This window comes from Streptomyces sp. NPDC000345, from assembly GCF_042898825.1.
Classification (GTDB): domain Bacteria; phylum Actinomycetota; class Actinomycetes; order Streptomycetales; family Streptomycetaceae; genus Streptomyces.
The window spans coordinates 278,556-297,184 of the sequence record NZ_JBIAZE010000010.1; the positions used below are offsets into that span (position 1 = coordinate 278,556).

General features: G+C 73.6%; 19 protein-coding genes. 8 read left to right on the forward strand and 11 right to left on the reverse strand.

Annotation, left to right across the window (positions count from 1 at the left end):
- The first annotated feature begins 36 nt into the window (after nucleotides 1-36).
- Nucleotides 37-1,311, forward strand: a complete 1,275-nt coding sequence (locus ACFY30_RS25135) for a mannosyltransferase family protein (RefSeq protein ID WP_390847384.1) — start codon at nucleotides 37-39, stop codon at nucleotides 1,309-1,311.
- 195 nt (nucleotides 1,312-1,506) lie between these two features.
- Nucleotides 1,507-2,532, forward strand: coding sequence for a phosphatase PAP2 family protein (locus tag ACFY30_RS25140; protein WP_390847386.1), 1,026 nt, complete (start codon nucleotides 1,507-1,509; stop codon nucleotides 2,530-2,532).
- A gap of 121 nt (nucleotides 2,533-2,653) precedes the next feature.
- Here the strand turns inward: ACFY30_RS25140 and ACFY30_RS25145 are convergent, their stop codons facing one another.
- The 3 genes from ACFY30_RS25145 to ACFY30_RS25155 form a co-directional block, all read right to left on the reverse strand.
- A complete protein-coding gene (locus ACFY30_RS25145) occupies nucleotides 2,654-2,881 on the reverse strand; it encodes an I78 family peptidase inhibitor (RefSeq protein ID WP_390847387.1) in 228 nt (75 codons plus the stop codon).
- Nucleotides 2,882-3,235: 354 nt separating this feature from the next.
- Complete coding sequence (locus tag ACFY30_RS25150; protein WP_390847388.1) at nucleotides 3,236-4,516, reverse strand: ABC transporter substrate-binding protein; 1,281 nt, start codon at nucleotides 4,514-4,516, stop codon at nucleotides 3,236-3,238.
- Nucleotides 4,485-5,060 carry a hypothetical protein gene (locus ACFY30_RS25155; RefSeq protein WP_390847390.1) on the reverse strand — a complete coding sequence of 192 codons (576 nt, stop codon included), beginning with the start codon at nucleotides 5,058-5,060 and terminating at the stop codon, nucleotides 4,485-4,487. Before ACFY30_RS25155 ends, ACFY30_RS25150 begins: the two co-directional genes overlap by 32 nt.
- Before the next feature lie 124 nt (nucleotides 5,061-5,184).
- Here ACFY30_RS25155 and ACFY30_RS25160 point away from each other — a divergent pair, with 124 nt between their 5' ends.
- Genes ACFY30_RS25160 through ACFY30_RS25170 form a run of 3 tightly spaced genes read left to right on the forward strand, consistent with a single transcriptional unit; the run spans nucleotide 5,185 to nucleotide 9,094 of the window.
- Nucleotides 5,185-5,667, forward strand: a complete 483-nt coding sequence (locus ACFY30_RS25160; RefSeq protein ID WP_390847391.1) for a hypothetical protein — start codon at nucleotides 5,185-5,187, stop codon at nucleotides 5,665-5,667.
- Entirely contained in the window at nucleotides 5,667-8,438 is a 2,772-nt protein-coding gene (locus ACFY30_RS25165; RefSeq protein WP_390847392.1) for an ATP-binding cassette domain-containing protein, read from the forward strand. Before ACFY30_RS25160 ends, ACFY30_RS25165 begins: the two co-directional genes overlap by 1 nt.
- A complete protein-coding gene (locus ACFY30_RS25170) occupies nucleotides 8,435-9,094 on the forward strand; it encodes an ABC transporter ATP-binding protein (protein ID WP_390847393.1) in 660 nt (219 codons plus the stop codon). Before ACFY30_RS25165 ends, ACFY30_RS25170 begins: the two co-directional genes overlap by 4 nt.
- Nucleotides 9,095-9,131: 37 nt before the next feature.
- Here ACFY30_RS25170 and ACFY30_RS25175 read toward each other — a convergent pair whose 3' ends face one another.
- The gene (locus tag ACFY30_RS25175) at nucleotides 9,132-9,806 is read right to left on the reverse strand and encodes a transglycosylase family protein (protein ID WP_390847394.1); all 675 of its coding nucleotides are present in this window, start codon (nucleotides 9,804-9,806) and stop codon (nucleotides 9,132-9,134) included.
- A 515-nt stretch (nucleotides 9,807-10,321) separates the two neighbouring features.
- Between ACFY30_RS25175 and ACFY30_RS25180 the strand changes: the two genes are divergently transcribed.
- Entirely contained in the window at nucleotides 10,322-11,104 is a 783-nt protein-coding gene (locus ACFY30_RS25180; protein WP_390847395.1) for a hypothetical protein, read from the forward strand.
- A gap of 157 nt (nucleotides 11,105-11,261) precedes the next feature.
- The gene (locus ACFY30_RS25185) at nucleotides 11,262-11,681 is read left to right on the forward strand and encodes a hypothetical protein (RefSeq protein WP_390847396.1); all 420 of its coding nucleotides are present in this window, start codon (nucleotides 11,262-11,264) and stop codon (nucleotides 11,679-11,681) included.
- 82 nt (nucleotides 11,682-11,763) lie between these two features.
- Here the strand turns inward: ACFY30_RS25185 and der are convergent, their stop codons facing one another.
- The 5 genes from der to aroH form a co-directional block, all read right to left on the reverse strand.
- A complete protein-coding gene (gene der / locus ACFY30_RS25190; protein WP_390847397.1) occupies nucleotides 11,764-13,242 on the reverse strand; it encodes a ribosome biogenesis GTPase Der in 1,479 nt (492 codons plus the stop codon).
- A 106-nt stretch (nucleotides 13,243-13,348) separates the two neighbouring features.
- On the reverse strand, nucleotides 13,349-14,011 hold the full coding sequence (locus ACFY30_RS25195) for a lysophospholipid acyltransferase family protein (protein WP_390847398.1): 663 nt from the start codon (nucleotides 14,009-14,011) through the stop codon (nucleotides 13,349-13,351).
- The gene (gene cmk / locus ACFY30_RS25200) at nucleotides 14,008-14,694 is read right to left on the reverse strand and encodes a (d)CMP kinase (protein ID WP_390824195.1); all 687 of its coding nucleotides are present in this window, start codon (nucleotides 14,692-14,694) and stop codon (nucleotides 14,008-14,010) included. Before cmk ends, ACFY30_RS25195 begins: the two co-directional genes overlap by 4 nt.
- 121 nt (nucleotides 14,695-14,815) lie before the next feature.
- A complete protein-coding gene (locus ACFY30_RS25205; protein ID WP_390847399.1) occupies nucleotides 14,816-15,901 on the reverse strand; it encodes a prephenate dehydrogenase in 1,086 nt (361 codons plus the stop codon).
- Nucleotides 15,898-16,260 (reverse strand): chorismate mutase, encoded by a 363-nt coding sequence (gene aroH, locus ACFY30_RS25210; RefSeq protein ID WP_390847400.1) that lies wholly within the window; start codon nucleotides 16,258-16,260, stop codon nucleotides 15,898-15,900. The genes ACFY30_RS25205 and aroH overlap by 4 nt, the downstream gene beginning before the upstream one ends.
- Before the next feature lie 173 nt (nucleotides 16,261-16,433).
- On the opposite strand from aroH, the gene ACFY30_RS25215 reads away from it, so the two are divergent.
- Nucleotides 16,434-16,853 carry a Rieske (2Fe-2S) protein gene (locus ACFY30_RS25215; protein WP_390847401.1) on the forward strand — a complete coding sequence of 140 codons (420 nt, stop codon included), beginning with the start codon at nucleotides 16,434-16,436 and terminating at the stop codon, nucleotides 16,851-16,853.
- Here ACFY30_RS25215 and ACFY30_RS25220 read toward each other — a convergent pair whose 3' ends face one another.
- Both ACFY30_RS25220 and ACFY30_RS25225 read right to left on the reverse strand, forming a co-directional pair.
- Complete coding sequence (locus ACFY30_RS25220; RefSeq protein ID WP_390847402.1) at nucleotides 16,854-17,876, reverse strand: ADP-ribosylglycohydrolase family protein; 1,023 nt, start codon at nucleotides 17,874-17,876, stop codon at nucleotides 16,854-16,856.
- The gene (locus ACFY30_RS25225; RefSeq protein ID WP_390847403.1) at nucleotides 17,873-18,604 is read right to left on the reverse strand and encodes an NUDIX domain-containing protein; all 732 of its coding nucleotides are present in this window, start codon (nucleotides 18,602-18,604) and stop codon (nucleotides 17,873-17,875) included. Before ACFY30_RS25225 ends, ACFY30_RS25220 begins: the two co-directional genes overlap by 4 nt.
- Between the last annotated feature and the right edge of the window lie 25 nt (nucleotides 18,605-18,629).

Genomic DNA, 18,629 nt, shown 5'->3' on the forward strand with positions numbered 1-18,629 from the left:
CCCGGCCCCTGTGCCGCCCGGTCGATAATCGGGCCCGTGACCGATCTTGAAACGCGCGTGGCGCCCTCCGGCCCCGCCGGCCTGCGCCGGGCGGCCCCCGCCCTGCTCGGCTACGCGGCCGTACGGGCCCTGGGCCTGCTCGTCCTGGCCCTGTGGAGCGCCGCCCGCGACAAGAGCGCGTACACCCTGCTGACGGCCCGCTGGGACGCCCTCTGGTACACGAGGGTCGCCGAGCTGGGGTACGGCTACGAGGTCCGGCTGCCGAACGGCGACGTCCACTCGAATCTGGCGTTCTTCCCGCTGCTGCCGTGGCTGGAAAGACTCCTGCACGGGGTGACCCCGCTGTCGTACGCGGGCGCGGGTCTCGCCGTCTCCCTGTCGGCCTCGCTCGCCGCGGCGTGGGGGATCTTCGCGGTCGCCGATCACGTGTACGGCCGTCGGGCCGGCGTGTGCGCGGTGCTGGTGTGGGCGCTGCTGCCCGTCGGGATCGTGCAGTCGATGGCGTACAGCGAGTCACTGTTCACCGCGCTGGCCGCCTGGTCGCTGTACGCGGTGCTGACCGGACGGTGGGTGACCGCGGGTGTGCTCGCGTCCCTGTCGGGTCTGACCCGTCCGGTGGGGCTCGCGGTGGTCGCGGCGGTCTGGGCGGCCGGCCTGGCGTCCTCCCCGGCGATCCGGGGTCTCCCCTCGCGGATCCCGTTCGTGCGGAACCGCAGCACGGCGCCCGCGCCGGGCGCGCCCGCCCCGGAGCGCGCCCCCCGCACACCCGTGAACGGTCCCCTCGGGCGCGAACGGACAACCGAGGGCGCCCGCCCCGGAGCACGCGCCCTCGGCATGCTGCTCGCCCCGCTGGGCGTCGCCGGGTACGTCCTGTGGGTCGGGCACCACACCGGCAAGGGCCCGCTCGGCTATCTCGACGTCCAGGCGGGCTGGCGCAACGGCTTCGACGGCGGCTACGCCTTCGCCCGGTTCGTCGCCGACAAGTTCACGTCACTTCCGTCCGTCCCGGCCGGCCTCGGGCTGGTCGTCGGGGTCGCGCTGCTGATCCGGCTGTACGTCGCCTGTGTGCGGCAGCGCCAGCCGCTGGAGCTGCTGGTGTACGGGGGCGCGGTCCTCGCGCTGGCCCTGTGCGCGTCGAGCTACTTCGGCTCGAAGCCGCGTCTGCTGCTGCCCGCCTTCCCGCTGCTGTTCCCCCTCGCCCTGGCGCTGGCCCGGCCGCGGACCTCGCGGGCGGCGCTGGTGGCGGGCGGTGTCGCGGTGGCGTCGGCCGTGTACGGGGCGTGGTGGCTGAACGGTTCCGGTCCCCCGTGAGTTTCCGGTGAACTCATTCATAAGTTCCTTAAAACTATCCCCGCCAATGATCAAAGGAATTGAAGGGACCGGTGTTCGAGGATTAGCGAATCCGTAGGAATAAAGCCCCTTCTGAGAGCAATCCCACATCACATCGTCATCACAAACCAGCGGAATCGGCCGAGTGCCGAGCTCACTCGCTGTAACGTCGTTTAGGTGCGTACCGAACGAAACCTCACCCGTCTGGACCGGGTGTTCGCCAGGCTGGACCGTGAGCCGGAACGACCGGCCCACATCGATGTGCCGAGGATGAGCAGGCACAGGATCGCGCTGTTCGCGGCGACCCTGGCCTTCTATCTGGCGATCGTGTGGCTCGTGGTGATCACCTCGTGGCTGGTCCGCCTCGACTGGCAGGTCATGTTCTTCCGGCCGTACCAGCAGTGGCCCGAGATCCACGCGTTCCTGGACTACTACGTCGTCCTGGGCCAGCGCGGCCCGACCGCCGTGATGGTCGCCGCCTGGCTCGGCTGGAGATCCTGGCGCCAGCACACCCTGCGCCCGCTGCTGACGCTGGGCGCCTCGTTGCTGCTGCTGAACATCACCGTCGGCGCCGCCAAGCTCGGCATGGGCCGGCTCGGACCGCATTACGCGACCACCATCGGCTCCAACGAGATGGGCCTGGGCGGCGACATATTCCCCAGCGGCCACACCGCCAACGCGGTCGTGACCTGGGGAATCCTGGCGTATCTGGCCTCCACCCCGAGAGCCCGCCGCTGGCTGTCCGCCGTCTCCGCGGTGGTCTCGCTCGGCGTCGGCCTCACCACCGTCTACCTCGGTACGCACTGGCTGAGCGATGTCGTGCTCGGCTGGGCCGCCGGTCTGCTGATCCTGCTGGCCCTGCCCTGGTGCGAACCGCTGATCGCCCGCGCCGAGGTGCGGATCCTCGCCCTGCGCGACCGCCTGCGCGACCGCCGCGCCGGTACCGCCCCGGTTCCCGCCGCCCCTGTCCCGGTGCCCGTGCCGTTCACGCCGCGCACGGCCCAGGACGAGGCCGCCGCTGCCCGCGAGACGGTCGCCGCGGCCCGCCCGCCCCGAGCGCCGGTGTACCTGGCCCCGGGCCCGCACACGGCCCGCTCCGAGCGCACTCCGGTCACCCCCGTCGGCAGCCGCAGACCCCCGCACCCCGAGCGCGTCCCCCGCGGCGCGACCGCATCGGCGGCCCGCCCGCTGACCGGCGGCTGACCCCTGCGACCAGCGGGACCACCGGTACGCACAGCCCGGTCCCGCATCCGAAGGCCCCGGTTCCCGTCTGACGGGAACCGGGGCCTTCGCCGTGTTCTCCCCGGCCGCCGCCGTGTTCCGCTCAGCCCTTCCAGGCCCGCGTCACGCGGCCGTCGCGCACCTCGAAGTTCAGGCGTCCGAAGCGGTACTCCATGGTGATGATCGCCCCCGGCGGCAGCGAGCGCACCGTCGGCCATCCCCGTTCCCGGGCGAGCCGCTCGGCCCGCCCGGCGTCGAGGCCGACGTATCCGTCCGGGCTGTCCTCGGGCTCCGCCGGCGGAGTGGGTTGCGGTGTGGGATTCGGTGCCATACGGCCCACGCTAGGCCGCGGGCCGTGGCGGCGGGAACCCCGGAACGGCGAGGTGGATCACTCCGGTCACACTTCTGTCACAGGATCACGACACATGTTTCGGCCGAAGTCCGTCACACGTACGAGCGGTTCCCGAGCACTTACGCACCCCTTCCCGACGCATTCGAACGTAATTCCCGCAAGGCTCCGCGGTGGCTCGAATAGCCCGGCGCGGACTTCCCGGAAAGCGGTTCCCCAAACCCGTTCCTCACCCGATTCCGCACGGTTCCGGAACCTGACACCTCATAGGAAATACACCGCTTCCCCACACAATCTCCCTGCTCCGCGGCGGCCGGGGAGCGGGTTCCCAGGGGCTCACGGTGTGTAGGCGAGTTGTGGCACCTCGAAGCAGTTCCTGGTCATCTCACCCTGTGTCACCCAGCCCTCGCCGTCCTTCCAGCGGGCCACCGACAGACACGTCCGCCGGGTCCGCGGGGGCTCGGGGAGCCGCTCGAAGCGCACGGGGAGGAGCAGTCCGCCGGCGTCGTAGTCCTGGCTGTGGTTCATGAAGTCGTCGACGCACGCGCGCGTGATGCCGTCGGCCGCGCACGCCCGGGCCGCCTCCGTGAACCACCGGGCGGCCGCCCAGCCCTCCAGCTGCCACTGGGAGTGGGTGCCGAGGCGCCGGGTGGCGTCCCGGAACTCCCGTACGGCCGGCCGGGAGGTGTCGTCGTGGTTGCGGCTGGATCCGGTGACCCACAGGGCGTTGCGGCAGGCCGGGGAGTCCTGGTAGTCGTCGGGGACGGTGGACGTCCAGTTCTGCACGTTGGTGACCTTGGCGGTGACCCGGGCCCCGACCGCGTCCATCGCCTCGCACAGCTGCGCGTTGCCGTGCGTGTCGAGGGCGTCGAAGACGAGGTCGGCGCCCTCCGCCTTGAGGTCGGCGGCGGCGGCGCGGAAGTTGGGCAGCGCGAAGTCGACCTGTTCGCTCACCACCCGGTAGCCCTCGGCCTTCAGCCCCCGCTCGACGAGCCGGGCGTAGGCGGCGGACGCGGACTGGTTGTAGGAGACGACCGCGGCCGTGCGGGCGCCGTGCTCGCGCTTGAAGTACCGGTAGACCTCGGTGCCGCCGTACAGCCTGCCGTCCCAGCCGGGGGTGCCGTCGCGGGGCGCGAGGCTGCCGTAGACGCCGTACAGGTGCGGCCAGGTGTCGTAGGCGGCGCCGAGGGGCTGGCCGCCGATGTCGGGCACGCGCGCGCGGGAGACACGGGAGGCTCCCGCGTAGTCGAGGGCGGTGGTGGCGACGAGGGCGACGACCTTGTCCTCGTCGATGAGCTTGTGCACGCACGTGTTGTTGCCGACGCCGCTGCCCCCGTCGTCGCACAGCCGCACCTCGACCCGGCGGCCGTCGATGCCCCCGCGGGCGTTGAGCCGGTCGAAGTACGCCACCGCGCCGTCGCGCGGCCCCGTGAACGCGGCGCCGCCCACGGGGCTGGTGGCGCTGGTGATGACGCCGACCCGGACGGCGGAGGCCGGAGGGGTCCCGGTGGGTCCGAAGTCGCTCTCCGGGAGCCGGCTGCCGCAGGCCGCGCTCAGCAGGAGCAGCAGCGTGACGGCAGCGGTCTCAGCAGCCCGGAACCGCCGACGCGGACCCATCGCCGCTCAGCTTGACCAGCGCGCAGAGTGTGGTGCCGGAGACCTTCCAGGTGCCGTCCTGAAGGACCGCCTTCCCCGAGGCGTTCGGCAGGGCGGTCGTGCCGTCGAGCGTGAGGGTGTACGTCACGGTCGCCTCGGTCGGGCTGGTGAACTCCACCTTCCCCACCTCGGCCGCCACCTGTCCGCCGCGCCGGTCCCCGCCGAAGGCCTGGAGGACCGGGCCCATCCGCTCGCCGTTCTCCAGCACGGCCTGCTTGTCCTCGGTGGAGGTGGCCGGGTCGAAGAACTTCTGCCAGTTCTGCCGGACCTGCTGCTCGGCCGCCGCCGGATCGGCGGGTGCGGTGGGCGGCGCGCTCGTGGGCGCCTGCGAGGCCGACGCGGAGGGCGAGGAGGCACCGCCGCCGCCGTCGTCGTCGCTGCAGGCCGCGAGGGCGGGGGCGCACAGGAGGACCAGGGCGGCCGCGAGGGCCGTGCCCCGTCCCGCCGCCCGGCGGCCGCTTCCCCGCCGTGTGTCCCCCCGTGTGACGTCGCTCCCGAGAACCATGTGGCTCACCACCGGGTGTCGTTCCGGGCGTGCGCGCCCGGTGCTTTCAGGGTCAGCTTGCAGAGGGCATAGTGCAAGCCATTGGCCGACATGGACCGTCGCACGACGTGTGGGAGGCCGGAAGATGCGGAGAGGACGACTGCGGACCGTGCGTCCCTTCCCCTGGGCCGGCCTGGCCGCGCTCGCCGTCGGCGCGGTGCTGTGCGTGGCCGGGTGGTACGGCGTCTCCGGCGAGCGCTTCGCCGAACGGCAGCTGCCCTACCTCGCCTCCTGCACCGTCCCGGGTGCCGCGCTGATCGTGGCCGGGTCGGTCCTGCTGACGTACGGGCGGGCGCACGCGGCCACCGCGCGTGTGGAGGAGCTGTACGGCCTTCTGGTGACGGCCGGACCGGAAGAGCGGGAAGACCGGGCGGAGTCGTCCCCGGCGGTCGCGCCCGTCGCGGTCAGCGGTGAGCTGCGGAGGGTGCCCGGGGGCACCCTGTGGCACCGCGCGGACTGCCCGCTCGTCGCCGGGAAGCCGGAGGCGGTGCCGGTGGACGGCCGGCTGCTGGCGAGCGGCGACCTCGACCCGTGCCCCGTCTGCGAGCCGGACGCGGCGGACTCCTGATGTCGTCCCTGACCTACGACCTCACGCTCGCCGGCCTCTCGGTCGGCAGTGCGGCCGCCCTCACGGGCATCGGACTGATCGTCACCTACCGGGCGACCGGGGTGCTCAACTTCGCGCACGGGGCGATCGCGATGATCTGCGCGTACGTGCTGCGGCAGTGCGTGGTGGAGTGGGGCTGGCCCCTGTGGCCGGCGGCGGCGGTGACGCTCCTTCTCCTCGCGCCGGCGATCGGGGTGGTGCTGGAACGGTTCGTCTTCCGGCCGCTCGCGGTGCTGGGCGGCGATCCGGCACAGACCCTGGTGGCCTCGATCGGTGTGTTCGTGCTGCTGGTGGGCGGGGCGGCACTGGTGTGGGGGCAGGGGGCACGGGACGACGTGCCGGAGCTGGTGCGCGCGGATCCGTGGGGGCAGCTGGCCGTGGTGCTGGTCCTGGCGGCCGGTGTCGGTGCGGCCCTGCGTCCCGCCCGCGGACCCGGCCCGCGCCGGTGGACGCGCTTCGGGCGGGAGCTGCGGGCGGTGGTCGACGACCGGGAGCTGGCCGCGCTCGGCGGCGTCGACGCCGACCGGGTCGCGGCCGCGGGCTGGGCGTTCGGCGCGTTCACGGCGGGTCTGACGGGCGTCCTGCTGGCGCCGTACGTGCGCCTCGACCCGTACGGCCTGCCGCTCCTCGTGATGGAGGTCGTCGCGGTGGCGGTGGCGGCGCGGATGCGCAGCCTGCCGGTCGCGGTGGCGGTGGCGCTGGGCGTCGGGATCGCGCAGAGCCAGCTGACCCGGCTGCACCCGTCGGGCTGGGGCGCGCCGCTGCTGCAGGCGATCGGCGCGAACCTGTTCGTGGTCGCCCTGCTGGTCGCCGCGCTCGTCCTGCCCGGCGTGGGCTCGCGCGACGCGCTGCCGCCCCCGGCGCGGGCACGGATGCGCACCCCACCGGGGGCGTGGCCGGTGGCCGCGGTGCTGTTCCTGCTGCCGCTGGGGTTCGCGGGGCCGGACCTGCACACCTCGGTCCAGGTCCCGGCGCTGGGTGTGATCCTGCTGTCCCTGGTGGTGGTCACCGGCCGCGGCGGCCAGATCTCCCTCGGGCAGGCGGCGTACGCGGGCCTGGGCGCCCTGTTCACGGCACTGCTGGCCGCGGGCCGCTTTCCGGGCCTGCCGCGCCTGCCCGAGCTGGTGGCGCTGGCCGTGGCGGTCCTGCTGGTGGCCCCGCTGGGCCTGCTGACCGGCCGGCCGGCGATCGGCCGTCACGGACTCGCCCTGGCCCTCGCGACCTTCGCGGTCGGCGTCGGCGTCAGCCGCTTCGTCTTCGCCCAGCCGTACGCCACCTCGGGCCTGGCCCTCGGCCGTCCGGCGGGCTTCGACGGGGACCGCGCGTACTACGTCCTCGAGCTGGGCCTGCTCGGGGTGGCCCTGCTGGCGACGCGGGCGCTGCGCCGGGGCCGTACCGGGCGGGCCCTGGCGGCGATGCGCGACCACGAGCCGGGCGCCTCGGCGGCGGGCGTGCGCGTCCCGGCCCTGAAACTCCTGGCCTTCGTCGCGGGGGCCGCGCTGGCCGCGCTCGGCGGCGCCATGCTCGGCATGGGTCTGCGGGCCTTCGACGCCGGCGCGTACGACCCCGTCCGCGGTCTGCTCTGGTTCGCGGCGGTGGTGGTTCTGGGCGCCGACAACGCCCTGGGCGCCCTCATCGCGGCGGCGCTGCTGGTGGGCCTGGACGCGGGCGCCCGCGGCGGAGTGGCGGCGGTCCTGGTGGGCGTCCTGGCGGCGCTGACGGGCCGCTTTCCCGGCGGCCCGTACGAGGCGCTGCGGGCGGCCGGCGCGCGAGCGCTGCCGCGGGCGGGGCTGACACCGCTGGGCGCGCGGGTACGGCGAAGGCTGCGGGCGGCGGACCGTGCACCCGGGAACCGACGGCCCCCGTCCGGCCCGCCCGACGTATCCGGCCCCACCCGCACTCCAGCCCACCCGTCCGGGGCTGCCAGTAAGCCGTCCCCGCCGGAGGCCCTTGCGCGCCACCCGTCCGGGGCCGCCCGTACACCGTCCCCGCCGGAAGGAACCCCACCCCGCCCCTCCCGGCCCGCACGGGCGCCGTCGCCGGCCGCCCTTCTGTCGGCCCGTCACCTCGAAGCGCGTTACGGGGGCTTCACCGCTCTCGACCGTGTCGGGCTGGACGTGCCCGCCGGGCGGGTCACCGCCGTGGTGGGGCCCAACGGCGCCGGGAAGAGCACCCTGTTCCACTGTCTCGCCGGCACCCTGCGCCCCGTGCGCGGGCAGGTGCTGTTCGGCGGGCGGGACATCACGCGGCTGCCCGCGCACGCCCGTACCCGGCTCGGTGTCGCGCGGACCTTCCAGCAACTGGCCGTGTTCCCGTCGCTGACCGTGGCGGAGAACGTGCGGGTGGGTGCCGAGCAGGGGCGGACCGCCGGCCCGGAGGCCGTGGAGCGGGCGCTGGCGCTGTTCGGGCTGGACGGGCCGGTCCGCGCACGGCCCGCCGCGGGGCTGCCCACCGGCACGCTGCGCCGGGTCGAGCTGGCCCGGGCGTTCGCGGGAGCCCCACGGGTGCTGCTGCTGGACGAACCCGCCGCCGGACTCGACACCGCCGAGGTGAGCGCGCTCGCCAGGATCCTGCGTGCCCTGGCCGCCGACGGCACGGCCCTGCTCGTCGTCGAGCACGACCTCGACCTGGTCGCCGGTCTCGCCGACACCGTGCACGTCATGGCGGCGGGCCGGATCGTCGCCTCGGGCCCGCCCGACCGCGTCCTCGACGCCCTGGAGACGACCCCGTGATCTCGCTGCGGCACGCGCGCGTGCGCTACGGCCCCCTGGAGGCCCTGCACGGCGTCACCCTCACCGCCCCGGCGCCGGGCCTCACCGTCCTGCTGGGCCGCAACGGCTCCGGCCGTACGACGGTGCTGCGGGCGCTGGCCGGGGCGGTGCCGCTGTCGGGGGGCGCGGTGGTGTGGGACGGCGCGGACGTGACCCGGATGCACGCGTTCGAGCGGGCGCGGCGCGGACTGTGCCTGGTCCCCGAACGGCGGGCGGTGTTCGGCTCGCTGACGGTACGGGAGAACCTGGATCTGACCGGGGCGGACCACACCCTCTACCCGCAGCTGGAGCCGCTGCTCGCGCGCCGCGCCGGCACCCTCTCGGGCGGTGAGCAGCGCATGGTGGCCCTGTGCCGCGCCCTGTCGGCGCACGCGCGCGTGGTCCTCGTCGACGAGCCCGCCCAGGGGATGGCACCGGCGGTGGCGGCCCGCACCTACGCCCTGCTGTCCTCGCTCGACGCGTGTGTGGTGCTCGCCGAGCAGCGGTTGCCGCCCGCGCTGCGCGGCCGCAGGACGTTCGTGTACGAACTGCGGCGCGGGAGCGTCGTGTTCGGCGGGGAGGCGGCCGAGTGGGCGGGCCGCGCCCGGGACGGCGGCGCGGCCCCACCCGGCGGGTGAACCGGGTGGGGCCGCGGTGTCCCGCGGGGCGTTCGCCTCAGATCGCGAGGCGCTGGCCCGGCATGATCAGGTCGGGGTCGCCGCCGATGACGCCCTTGTTGGCGGTGTAGAGCCGCTGCCAGGTGGTGTTGTGCCCGGCCGCGATGGTGCTGAGCGTGTCGCCCACGCGGACGGTGTAGTCGCCGCGGCCCGTGCCGCGGGAGGTGTTGGCCGTGGTGCGCTCGGGCGCCTGGGAGGAACCACTGCTCGACGAACCGGACTTGGCCGCCGGCTTCGACGACTTGGTCGACTTGGTCGACTTGGTCGACGCCGACCCGGTGGAGGATCCGGAGTTCGCCGGTGCGCTGCCGGTCGCCCCGGCGCGGCTGGAGCAGACCGGCCACGCGCCCCATCCCTGGGACTTCTGGACCTTGGTGGCGACGGCGATCTGCTGGGCCTTGGTCGCCTTGTCGGCGGTGGACGCGTAGGCGGTGCCGCCGTACGCGCGCCAGGTGCCGGCGGAGAACTGCAGCCCGCCGTAGTAGCCGTTGCCGGTGTTGATGTGCCAGTTGCCTCCGCTCTCGCACTGGGCGATGCGGTCCCACACCCCGCCGTCGGCCGCCGCGGCGTTACCGGTCGCGGCCAGCAGTCCGAGGGGGGCGAGCAGGGCCGCCCCGGCGAGGACCGCCGTCGTACGCGACGTGCGGGAGTGGTGATCGGCACATTCGGACATGAAGTTCCCTCTCTACGGACCCGGGTCTCCCCCGGGCGGGGCGCTTCCCGCGTGTCGACGCGGGTGTCGCGCTCCGCCCCGTCCACCGGCGGTGTCGCTGCGCGTTGTCTGGCTCTGCGCGGCCGGCGGACGTTCCCGAGCGGTGCTCGCTGCACACGGCGGAGCAATCTAGGGAGCCTGACGAGCCGATATCAACCAAATCCCTGTTGTTGCAGGCCAGTTGACGGTTACCGCAAGTAGCGGCGAATTCCGGCCACCCACTACATACCGGAATTTCAGCATTTGTCGACCGCCGACACGGGCATCCTGTGAGTCAGTTCACGGAGTCAACCGCCGTGACCTTCCCGTTACTTGACAAGGAGTGTCCGATTCCATACTCAACGTGACCATCCGTGTTCGGCGATGTGATCGCGTCGGGCGTTCAGCGTGACCCCCACCACAGCTCCCCCGTTGTCATCTCATGAGCCGGGGACCCACCCGGCCCGCCAACGCACCGCTTTCCGAGGGAGTCACCCGTGCCGCGCATGCTCGACGTCAGCGACGAGGTACGCGCCGAGATCGGCGACGAAGAAGCCGACCGGCTGCTCACCGGAGAGAACGCCCCGGGCAGTTACGACTGCACGTCCTGCCGCACCCCGGGCGACTCCGCGCACGAACGCACCAGCACCGTCCTGTTCATCGGGGACGAGACGGCCGTCCTCGCCTTCGCCCACGCCACCTGTCTGCCCTCGCAGGTCGTCCAGGTCACCGAGGAACAGCTCCAGGGCGCCGTCCGCTCCATCAGCGGCGACACCGCCGACCTGAACGCGGAGAAGATCGTCCCCGAGCAGGCCGTTCTCGGTGTGACGAGCGGACTGGTCCTGCTCGCCGGGGAGTTGCACCCCGCGCTGGTGGTCGAGCCCACCGCCCCCATCGTGCGCCCCGGGACCGTCGGCGCCGGGGACGACTTCCTGCCGCTCCTCATCGAGCAGGGCTTCATGCCGCTGTCCGAGCTGTACGAGGTGCCGCCGGTGCAGCACGGCTGGTCCGTGCTGCTGGCGATGGGCCAGCTGCACGCCGTACTGCAGCCGTCCGTGAACGGCGGGCAGCCGGTCGCCTGGTGGCAGGCGCACCAGCCGCTGCAGGTGACGGAGGGGTGGCGGGCCGCCGCCAACAAGCACCAGCAGGTGCTGATGTTCGCGGCACCGGTGGGGTCGATCGGGCGCCAGCCGCGGGAGGACCTGCTGCGGGACGCGCTGGACCGGGCCGCGGCGAACGGCAAGCTGGTCGGGGCCGCGCTGCCGCTCGCCGGTACCTGAGTCCCCCGCCGAGGGGAACCGCGGGCGGGACGGCTGCCGCGGACGGCGCGCGGCCGGTCGAGCCCCCGCGGCGTGACCGCGTCCTCGCGCGGTCCCGCGCCCCCAAAGGCACGCCGCCCGGCCGCATCTCTTGAAGTGCGCCCTCGTTTGGACATACGTGCACACCTACGACGTTCCCCGCCGCCAGGCCTACCAGGTCCCGTCCGCGCGACAGGCTCAGACCCCCCAGGCCGGCCCATCGGCCACGCCGATCTACGACGCGCTCTACGCCGAGTACGTCAAGACGTTCCGCTCGCTGCCGGGCGACCGCAGCGGTGAGGAGAACCTGGGGTTCACCGCTTTCGGGAACATCCCGCACGGCACGGGCACGTACAACGGGCACCGGCCGGGGTCGTTCAGCCACTCGTACAGCGCCTACAGCGCGGGCGCGCAGACCGCCCGGCAGCAGTCGCAGTGGCAGCGGGTCGGACAGATCGGCCAGGGAGGCCAGACCGTCCGGGCGGAGCAGCAGGCGCCCCCGGCGATGCGGCCCGTGCCGGCACGCGCGCTGCCGCCCGGCCCCCGGCGGGAGTTCTGACCCCGCCGGCAGGACGTGACACCGCTGGAGGGCGGCCCCCCGGGTCATCGGGGGACCGCCCTCCAGCGGTGTCATCCGTCCGCTACTTCTTCTTGCCGCGCTTCTCGCGCACCCGCACCGAGATGTGGATCGGGGTGCCCTCGAAGCCGAACTCCTCGCGCAGCCGGCGCTCGATGAAGCGCCGGTAGCCCGCCTCGATGAAACCGGAGGCGAAGAGGACGAACCGCGGCGGCTTGGTGCCGGCCTGGGTGCCGAAGAGGATGCGCGGCTGCTTGCCGCCCCGGATCGGGTGCGGGTGGGCCGCGACCAGCTCGCCGAGGAAGGCGTTGAGGCGGCCCGTCGGGACGCGGGTCTCCCAGCCGGCGAGGGCGGTCTCGATCGCCGGGACCAGCTTCTCCATGTGCCGGCCGGTGCGCGCCGAGACGTTGACCCGGGGAGCCCAGGCGACCTGGCCGAACTCGGTCTCGATCTCGCGCTCCAGGTAGTAGCGGCGCTCCTCGTCGAGGGTGTCCCACTTGTTGTACGCGATGACCATCGCGCGGCCCGCATCGACGGCCATGGTGACGATCCGCTGGTCCTGGACGGAGATGGACTCGGAGGCGTCGATCAGGATGACCGCCACCTCGGCCTTCTCCACGGCGGCGGCCGTGCGCAGCGAGGCGTAGTAGTCGGCACCCTGCTGGAGGTGGACGCGCTTGCGGATGCCGGCCGTGTCGACGAACTTCCAGGTCACGCCGCCGAGTTCGATCAGCTCGTCGACCGGGTCACGGGTGGTGCCCGCCAGTTCGTCGACGACGACGCGCTCCTCGCCGGCCACCTTGTTCAGCAGCGAGGACTTGCCTACGTTCGGGCGGCCGATGAGGGCGATGCGGCGCGGGCCGCCGGCCGCGGTGCCGAAGCTCTGCTCGGGGGCGTCCGGCAGCACTTCCAGGACGGCGTCCAGCATGTCGCCGGTGCCGCGGCCGTGCAGCGCGGAGACGGGATGCGGCTCGCCGAGGCCCAGGGACCACAGGTAGGCCGCGTCGGCCTCGCCGCTCGGGCCGTCGACCTTGTTGGCGGCGAGCACGACGGGCTTGCCTGCCTTGCGCAGCAGCCGTACGACCGCCTCGTCGGTGTCGGTGGCGCCGACCTTGGCGTCGACGACGAACACGACGGCGTCGGCGGCCTCGATCGCGTACTCGGCCTGCGCGGCCACGGAGGCGTCGATACCGAGGACGTCCTGCTCCCAGCCGCCGGTGTCGACGACCTTGAAGCGGCGGCCCGCCCACTCGGCCTCGTAGGTGACGCGGTCGCGGGTGACGCCCGGCTTGTCCTCGACGACGGCCTCGCGGCGCCCGATGATCCGGTTGACGAGAGTCGACTTGCCGACGTTGGGGCGGCCGACGACGGCGAGCACGGGCAGCGGCCCGTGACCCGCCTCCTCGATGGCGCCCTCGACGTCCTCGAGGTCGAAGCCCTCTACCGCGGCGAGCTCCATGAACTCCGCGTACTCGGCGTCGCCGAGCGCCCCGTGGTCGTGCTCGAATCCGTCCGAGCCGCCGGGCTGGATGTGGTCGTTCATGAAGTCCGTACCTCGTCGTTCATTCGTGGTGGTCGGTGGATCACCCGGTTCGTCCCGAGTGATCCACTACTCAGTGTCGCCCAGCGCCCGACCGGGCGCCCGGCGTTCAGTCGCCGGTCACCCGGCGGCCGGTGAGCCGTCTCGCGTGGTCCAGGTGCGCGGCCAGTTGCTTCTGGATGCGCTCGGTCGCCTCGTCCAGCGCCTTGCGGGTACGCCGTCCGCTGCCGTCGCCCGCCTCGAAAGGGTCGCCGAAGACGACGTCGACGCGGGAGCGCAGCGGGGGCAGCCCCTTCAACAACCGTCCGCTCCTCTCGGAACTTCCCAGGACGGCCACGGGCACGATCGGCGCCCCGCCGCGGACCGCGAAGTAGGCGAGCCCGGCGCGCAGGGAGGCGAAGTCGCCCTCGCCGCGGGTGCCCTCCGGGAAGATGCCGAGGACACCGCCGCTCTCCAGCACGCCCAGCGCCCGCGTGATCGCCGTGCGGTCGGTGGTCTCGCGGTCGACCTTGAGCTGGCCGATACGGGTCAGGAAGGGGTCGAGCGGGCCGATGAACGCCTCCTTCTTGATCAGGAAGTGCGTCGGCCGGGGCGCCACGCCCATGACCATCGGGCCGTCGATGTTGTGGGAGTGGTTGACGGCGAAGATCACCGGACCGCTCGCGGGCACCCGCCAGGCTCCCAGCACGCGCGGCTTCCACAGCCCGTACATCAGGCCGACGCCGATGCGCCGTCCGACCTCGGCGCCCTTCTCGGAGGGCAGATCGCTCACTTCGCGGCTCGCTTCTCCTCGACGAGGGTGACGACGCACTCGATGACCTGGGCCAGCGTCAGCTCGGTGGTGTCCACCTCGACGGCGTCGTCCGCCTTGGCGAGGGGGGAGGTCTTGCGGGAGGAGTCGGCCGCGTCGCGCTTGATCAGCGCCTCGCGGGTGGTGTGCACGTCGGCGCCCTTGAGCTCACCGCTGCGGCGGGCGGCACGGGCCTCCGGGGAGGCGGTGAGGAAGATCTTCAGGTCGGCGTCGGGCAGCACGGTCGTGCCGATGTCCCGCCCCTCGACGACGATCCCCTTCTCGGCGCCCGCGGCCAGCGACCGCTGCAGCTCGGTGATCCGGGCCCGCACCTCCGGTACGGCGCTCACCGCGCTGACCTGGGAGGTGACCTCCTGGGTGCGGATCGGGCCGGCGACGTCCACGCCGTCGACGGTGATCGTCGGGTTCGCCGGGTCCGTGCCGGAGACGATCTCCGCCTTGCCGGCGACGGCGGCGATCGCCGACGGGTCCTCTATGTCGATCCCGTTGGTCACCATCCACCACGTGATCGCCCGGTACTGGGCGCCGGTGTCCAGGTAGCTCAGCCCGAGCTGGGCGGCCACGGCCTTGGACGTGCTCGACTTGCCCGTGCCGGAGGGGCCGTCGATGGCGACAATCACGGGCTGGGCGGCGCCGTTTTCCACGGGGGGACACCTTCCTGGTGCGAGGCGGTGGGTGTGCGGGGCGCGACTGTGCCCCGCACAAGGTTACCGGGCATGCGTCACCCTTCCGGCCGCACGTCGTCCGCCGGCCCCCGGCGGGTGCCTACTGGCGGATCGCCCAGCCCCGCTCCCTGAGCGCGGCCGACAGCACCGGGGCCGACTTCGGCTCGACCATCAGCTGGACGAGGCCCGCCTGCTGTCCCGTCGCGTGCTCGATGCGTACGTCCTCGATGTTGACGCCCGCCCGCCCTGCGTCCGCGAAGATGCGGGCCAGCTGACCGGGCTGGTCGTCGATCAGCACCGCCACGACCTCGTACGTCCGCGGCGCGGCCCCGTGCTTGCCCGGGACGCGCACCTGCCCCGCGTTGCCGCGGCGCAGGACGTCCTCGATGCCGCCGGCGCCCTGACGGCGCTTGGCGTCGTCGGAGGACTGCAGTGCGCGCAGGGCCTGCACGGTCTCCTCCAGGTCGGCGGCGACGTCGGTGAGCAGGTCGGCGACGGGCCCGGGGTTCGCGGAGAGGATGTCGATCCACATCCGGGGGTCGGAGGCGGCGATCCGGGTCACGTCCCGGATGCCCTGTCCGCACAGCCGTACGGCGGCCTCCTCGGCGTTCTCCAGGCGGGCGGCGACCAGGCTGGAGACCAGGTGGGGCATGTGGGAGACCAGCGCGACGGCACGGTCGTGCGCGTCGGCGTCCATCACCACCGGGACGGCCCTGCAGTGCGAGACCAGTTCCAGGGCGAGGTTCAGCACCTCGGTGTCGGTGTCCCGGGTCGGGGTCAGCACCCAGGGCCGGCCCTCGAAGAGGTCACCGGTGGCGGCCAGCGGCCCGGACTTCTCACGGCCGGACATGGGGTGGGTGCCGATGTACGCCGACAGGTCGAGGCCGAGCGCCTGAAGCTCGCGGCGCGGACCGCCCTTGACGCTGGCCACGTCCAGGTAGCCGCGCGCCACGCCCCGGCGCATCGCGTCGGCGAGGACGGCGGCCACGTGGGCGGGCGGGGCGGCGACGACCGCGAGGTCGACGATCCCCTCGGGCGCCTCGTCGGTGCCGGCGCCGAGCGCGGCCGCCGTACGGGCCTGGCCGGGGTCGTGGTCCTCCAGGTGGACGACGACGCCCCGCTGGGCGAGGGCCAGGGCGGCGGAGGTCCCGATGAGCCCGGTTCCGATGACGAGCGCGGTCCTCACTGGGCGATGTCCTTGCGCAGGGCGGCGGCGGCGCCGAGGTAGACGTGGCTGATCTCCGAGCGCGGCCGGTCGGACTCGATGTGCGCGAGGAGCCGTACGACCCGGGGCATCGCGCCCGCGATGTCGAGTTCCTGGGCGCAGATCAGCGGCACGTCGACGATGCCGAGCTTGCGGGCGGCGGCCGCCGGGAAGTCGCTGTGCAGGTCGGGTGTGGCCGTGAACCAGATGCTGATCAGGTCGTCCGCGCTGAGGGAGTTCCGCTCCAGGACGGCGGTGAGCAGGGCCCCGACCTGCTCGTCCATGTGCCCGGCCTCGTCGCGTTCCAGTTGGACGGCTCCCCGGACCGCTCGTACCGCCACGGCGCTGCTCCTTGCTGATGTACGGCTCTTGAGGATTCCAGCCTAGTCAGCCCGCGCCGGGCCGGGTGCGTGCCGACCGCCCGCTGAGACGGGCCGGGCCCCGGTTGCGGTGCCCCGCTTGTTCGCGTTTGGCTGTCAGACATACGAAACGCGCACATCTTCGGAGTGACGACATGACCATCTCCCCGACCCGGCGCACCGTTCTCGTCGTGACGGGAGGCGCTGCGGCGGCCCTCGCCACGGGCTGCGGCGACGGCGGCGGTTCCTCGTCGACCTCGAACGGGGAGTCGGCCGGCGCCTCCGCCGGCGAGCGGCTGGCGAAGACCGTCGACATCCCCGTCGGCGGCGGCAAGATCTTCGCGGGCCCGAAGATCGTCGTCACCCAGCCGACGAAGGGCGACTTCAAGGCCTTCTCCGCGGTCTGTACCCACCAGGGCTGCACGGTCGGCAGTGTCGCCGACGGCACGATCAACTGCCCGTGTCACAAGAGCGAGTTCCGCGTCGCCGACGGCTCGGTGGCCGCGGGTCCGGCGCCCCGGCCGCTGCCCGAGAAGAAGATCACCGTGACGGGCGGCACCATCACGCTGGCCTGATCACAGGTCCCACAGCGCCCCGAGCGTCACCAGCTCCCCCTGGTATTCGATCCGGTCCGCCCAGGGCGTGGGCCAGGCCTCGGCACCGGCGTACGCGCCCGCGAAGGCGCCCGTCAGACAGGCGATGGAGTCGGAGTCGCCGGACGAGCAGGCGGCCCGGCGCAGCGCGGTCACCGGCTCGCCGGGGAAGAGCAGGAAGCACAGCAGCCCGGTGGCCAGGGCCTCCTCGGCGATCCATCCTGCCCCGGTGGCCAGGCACGGGTCGCTCTCCGGCGCCGGGTCGCGCAGCGCCTCGGCCAGGCGGTCCAGGACCCCCAGACACTCGTCCCAGCCCCGCGCGATGAAGTGCTCGGCGGTCGGGTCCTGGCCGCGGGTCCACAGGTCGCCGAGCCAGCGGTGGTGGTAGCGGGTGCGGTTGTCGAGCGCGTACGTCCGCAGCAGCCCGACCAGGCCGGCCGGGTCGGCCCCCTGCGCGAGCAGGCGTACGGCGTGGGCGGTGAGGTCGGACGCGGCGAGCGCGGTGGGGTGCCCGTGGGTGAGCGCGGACTGGAACTGGGCGGCACCGGCACGCTGTTCCTCGCTGAGGCCGGGCACCAGACCGACGGGGGCGACGCGCATGTTGGCACCGCAGCCCTTCGAGCCGATCTGGCTGGCGTCCTGCCACAGCCGCCGCTCGTCCTTCAGCAGGTTGCAGGCGGTCAGGCAGGTCCGTCCCGGGGCCCGGTTGTTCTCGGGCGACTGGTACCAGTCCACGAACTCCTCGCGCAGCGGCCGCTCCAGCCTCGTCGGCACCAGCAGCCCCCGGTCCATCGCGGTGCGCAGGGCCCGCCCCACGGCCAGCGTCATCTGGGTGTCGTCGGAGACGAGGGCGCGCCCGGGCAGCTCCATCTGCCGCCAGGGCCCGCACGTGGCGAGGATCGAGGGGACGTCGTTGAACTCGGTGGGGAAGCCGAGGGCGTCCCCGAGGGCGAGGCCCAGCAGGGATCCGGTGGCGGCGCGCTTCTTCACGGTGGTCATGGTCATGCTGAACGTCCTTCCCGGGGCGGTCGCAGCAGCGGCGGGTGGAGCGCGGTGGCGGTGCCCGCGCGGTAGAGGGCGGCCGGCTTGCCGCGGCCGCCGGTCAGCCGCGCGGCTCCGGGCACGGGCTCGACGAACCCCGGTGTGGCCAGCACCTTGCGGCGGAAGTTGGGACGGTCGAGCGCCGTCCCCCACACCGTCTCGTAGACCAGCTGGAGCTCCCCGAGGGTGAACTCGGGCGGGCAGAACGCGGTCGCGAGGCAGGTGTACTCGAGCTTGGCGCCGACGCGGTCGTGGGCGTCGGCCAGGATCCGGTCGTGGTCGAAGGCGAGCGGCCCGAGCGTGTCGTAGGGCAGCCAGCGAGCCTGGGCGGCGTCGCCGCCCCCCGTCGGCTCGGGCGCATGGGGCAACAGGGCGGCGAAGGCGACGGAGACGACCCGCATCCGGGGGTCGCGGCCGGGCTCGCTGTAGGTGCGCAGTTGCTCCAGGTGCAGCCCGGAGACGTCGTCCAGGCCGGTCTCCTCGGCGAGCTCGCGCCTGGCGGCCGCCTCGGCGGACTCGTCCGGCAGCACGAACCCGCCGGGCAGCGCCCAGCGGCCGGCGTACGGCGCCCGGCCCCGCTCGACGAGCAGCACGTGCAGGGTGTCGGAGCGGATCGTGAGGACGGCGAGGTCGACGGTGACCGCGAAGGGCTCGTAGGCGTACTTGTCGTACTCCACCTCGTCGGACTCCATGCGGCCACCTCTTTATAGTCACTAG

Coding starts and splice junctions, on each gene's coding strand:
- ACFY30_RS25145 (WP_390847387.1), bottom strand. CDS start 2,881: ATGGCACCGAATCCCACACCGCAACCCACTCCGCCGGCGGAGCCCGAG.
- ACFY30_RS25150 (WP_390847388.1), bottom strand. CDS start 4,516: ATGGGTCCGCGTCGGCGGTTCCGGGCTGCTGAGACCGCTGCCGTCACG.
- ACFY30_RS25155 (WP_390847390.1), bottom strand. CDS start 5,060: ATGGTTCTCGGGAGCGACGTCACACGGGGGGACACACGGCGGGGAAGC.
- ACFY30_RS25160 (WP_390847391.1), top strand. CDS start 5,185: ATGCGGAGAGGACGACTGCGGACCGTGCGTCCCTTCCCCTGGGCCGGC.
- ACFY30_RS25165 (WP_390847392.1), top strand. CDS start 5,667: ATGTCGTCCCTGACCTACGACCTCACGCTCGCCGGCCTCTCGGTCGGC.
- ACFY30_RS25175 (WP_390847394.1), bottom strand. CDS start 9,806: ATGTCCGAATGTGCCGATCACCACTCCCGCACGTCGCGTACGACGGCG.
- der (WP_390847397.1), bottom strand. CDS start 13,242: ATGAACGACCACATCCAGCCCGGCGGCTCGGACGGATTCGAGCACGAC.
- ACFY30_RS25215 (WP_390847401.1), top strand. CDS start 16,434: ATGACCATCTCCCCGACCCGGCGCACCGTTCTCGTCGTGACGGGAGGC.
- ACFY30_RS25220 (WP_390847402.1), bottom strand. CDS start 17,876: ATGACCATGACCACCGTGAAGAAGCGCGCCGCCACCGGATCCCTGCTG.
- ACFY30_RS25225 (WP_390847403.1), bottom strand. CDS start 18,604: ATGGAGTCCGACGAGGTGGAGTACGACAAGTACGCCTACGAGCCCTTC.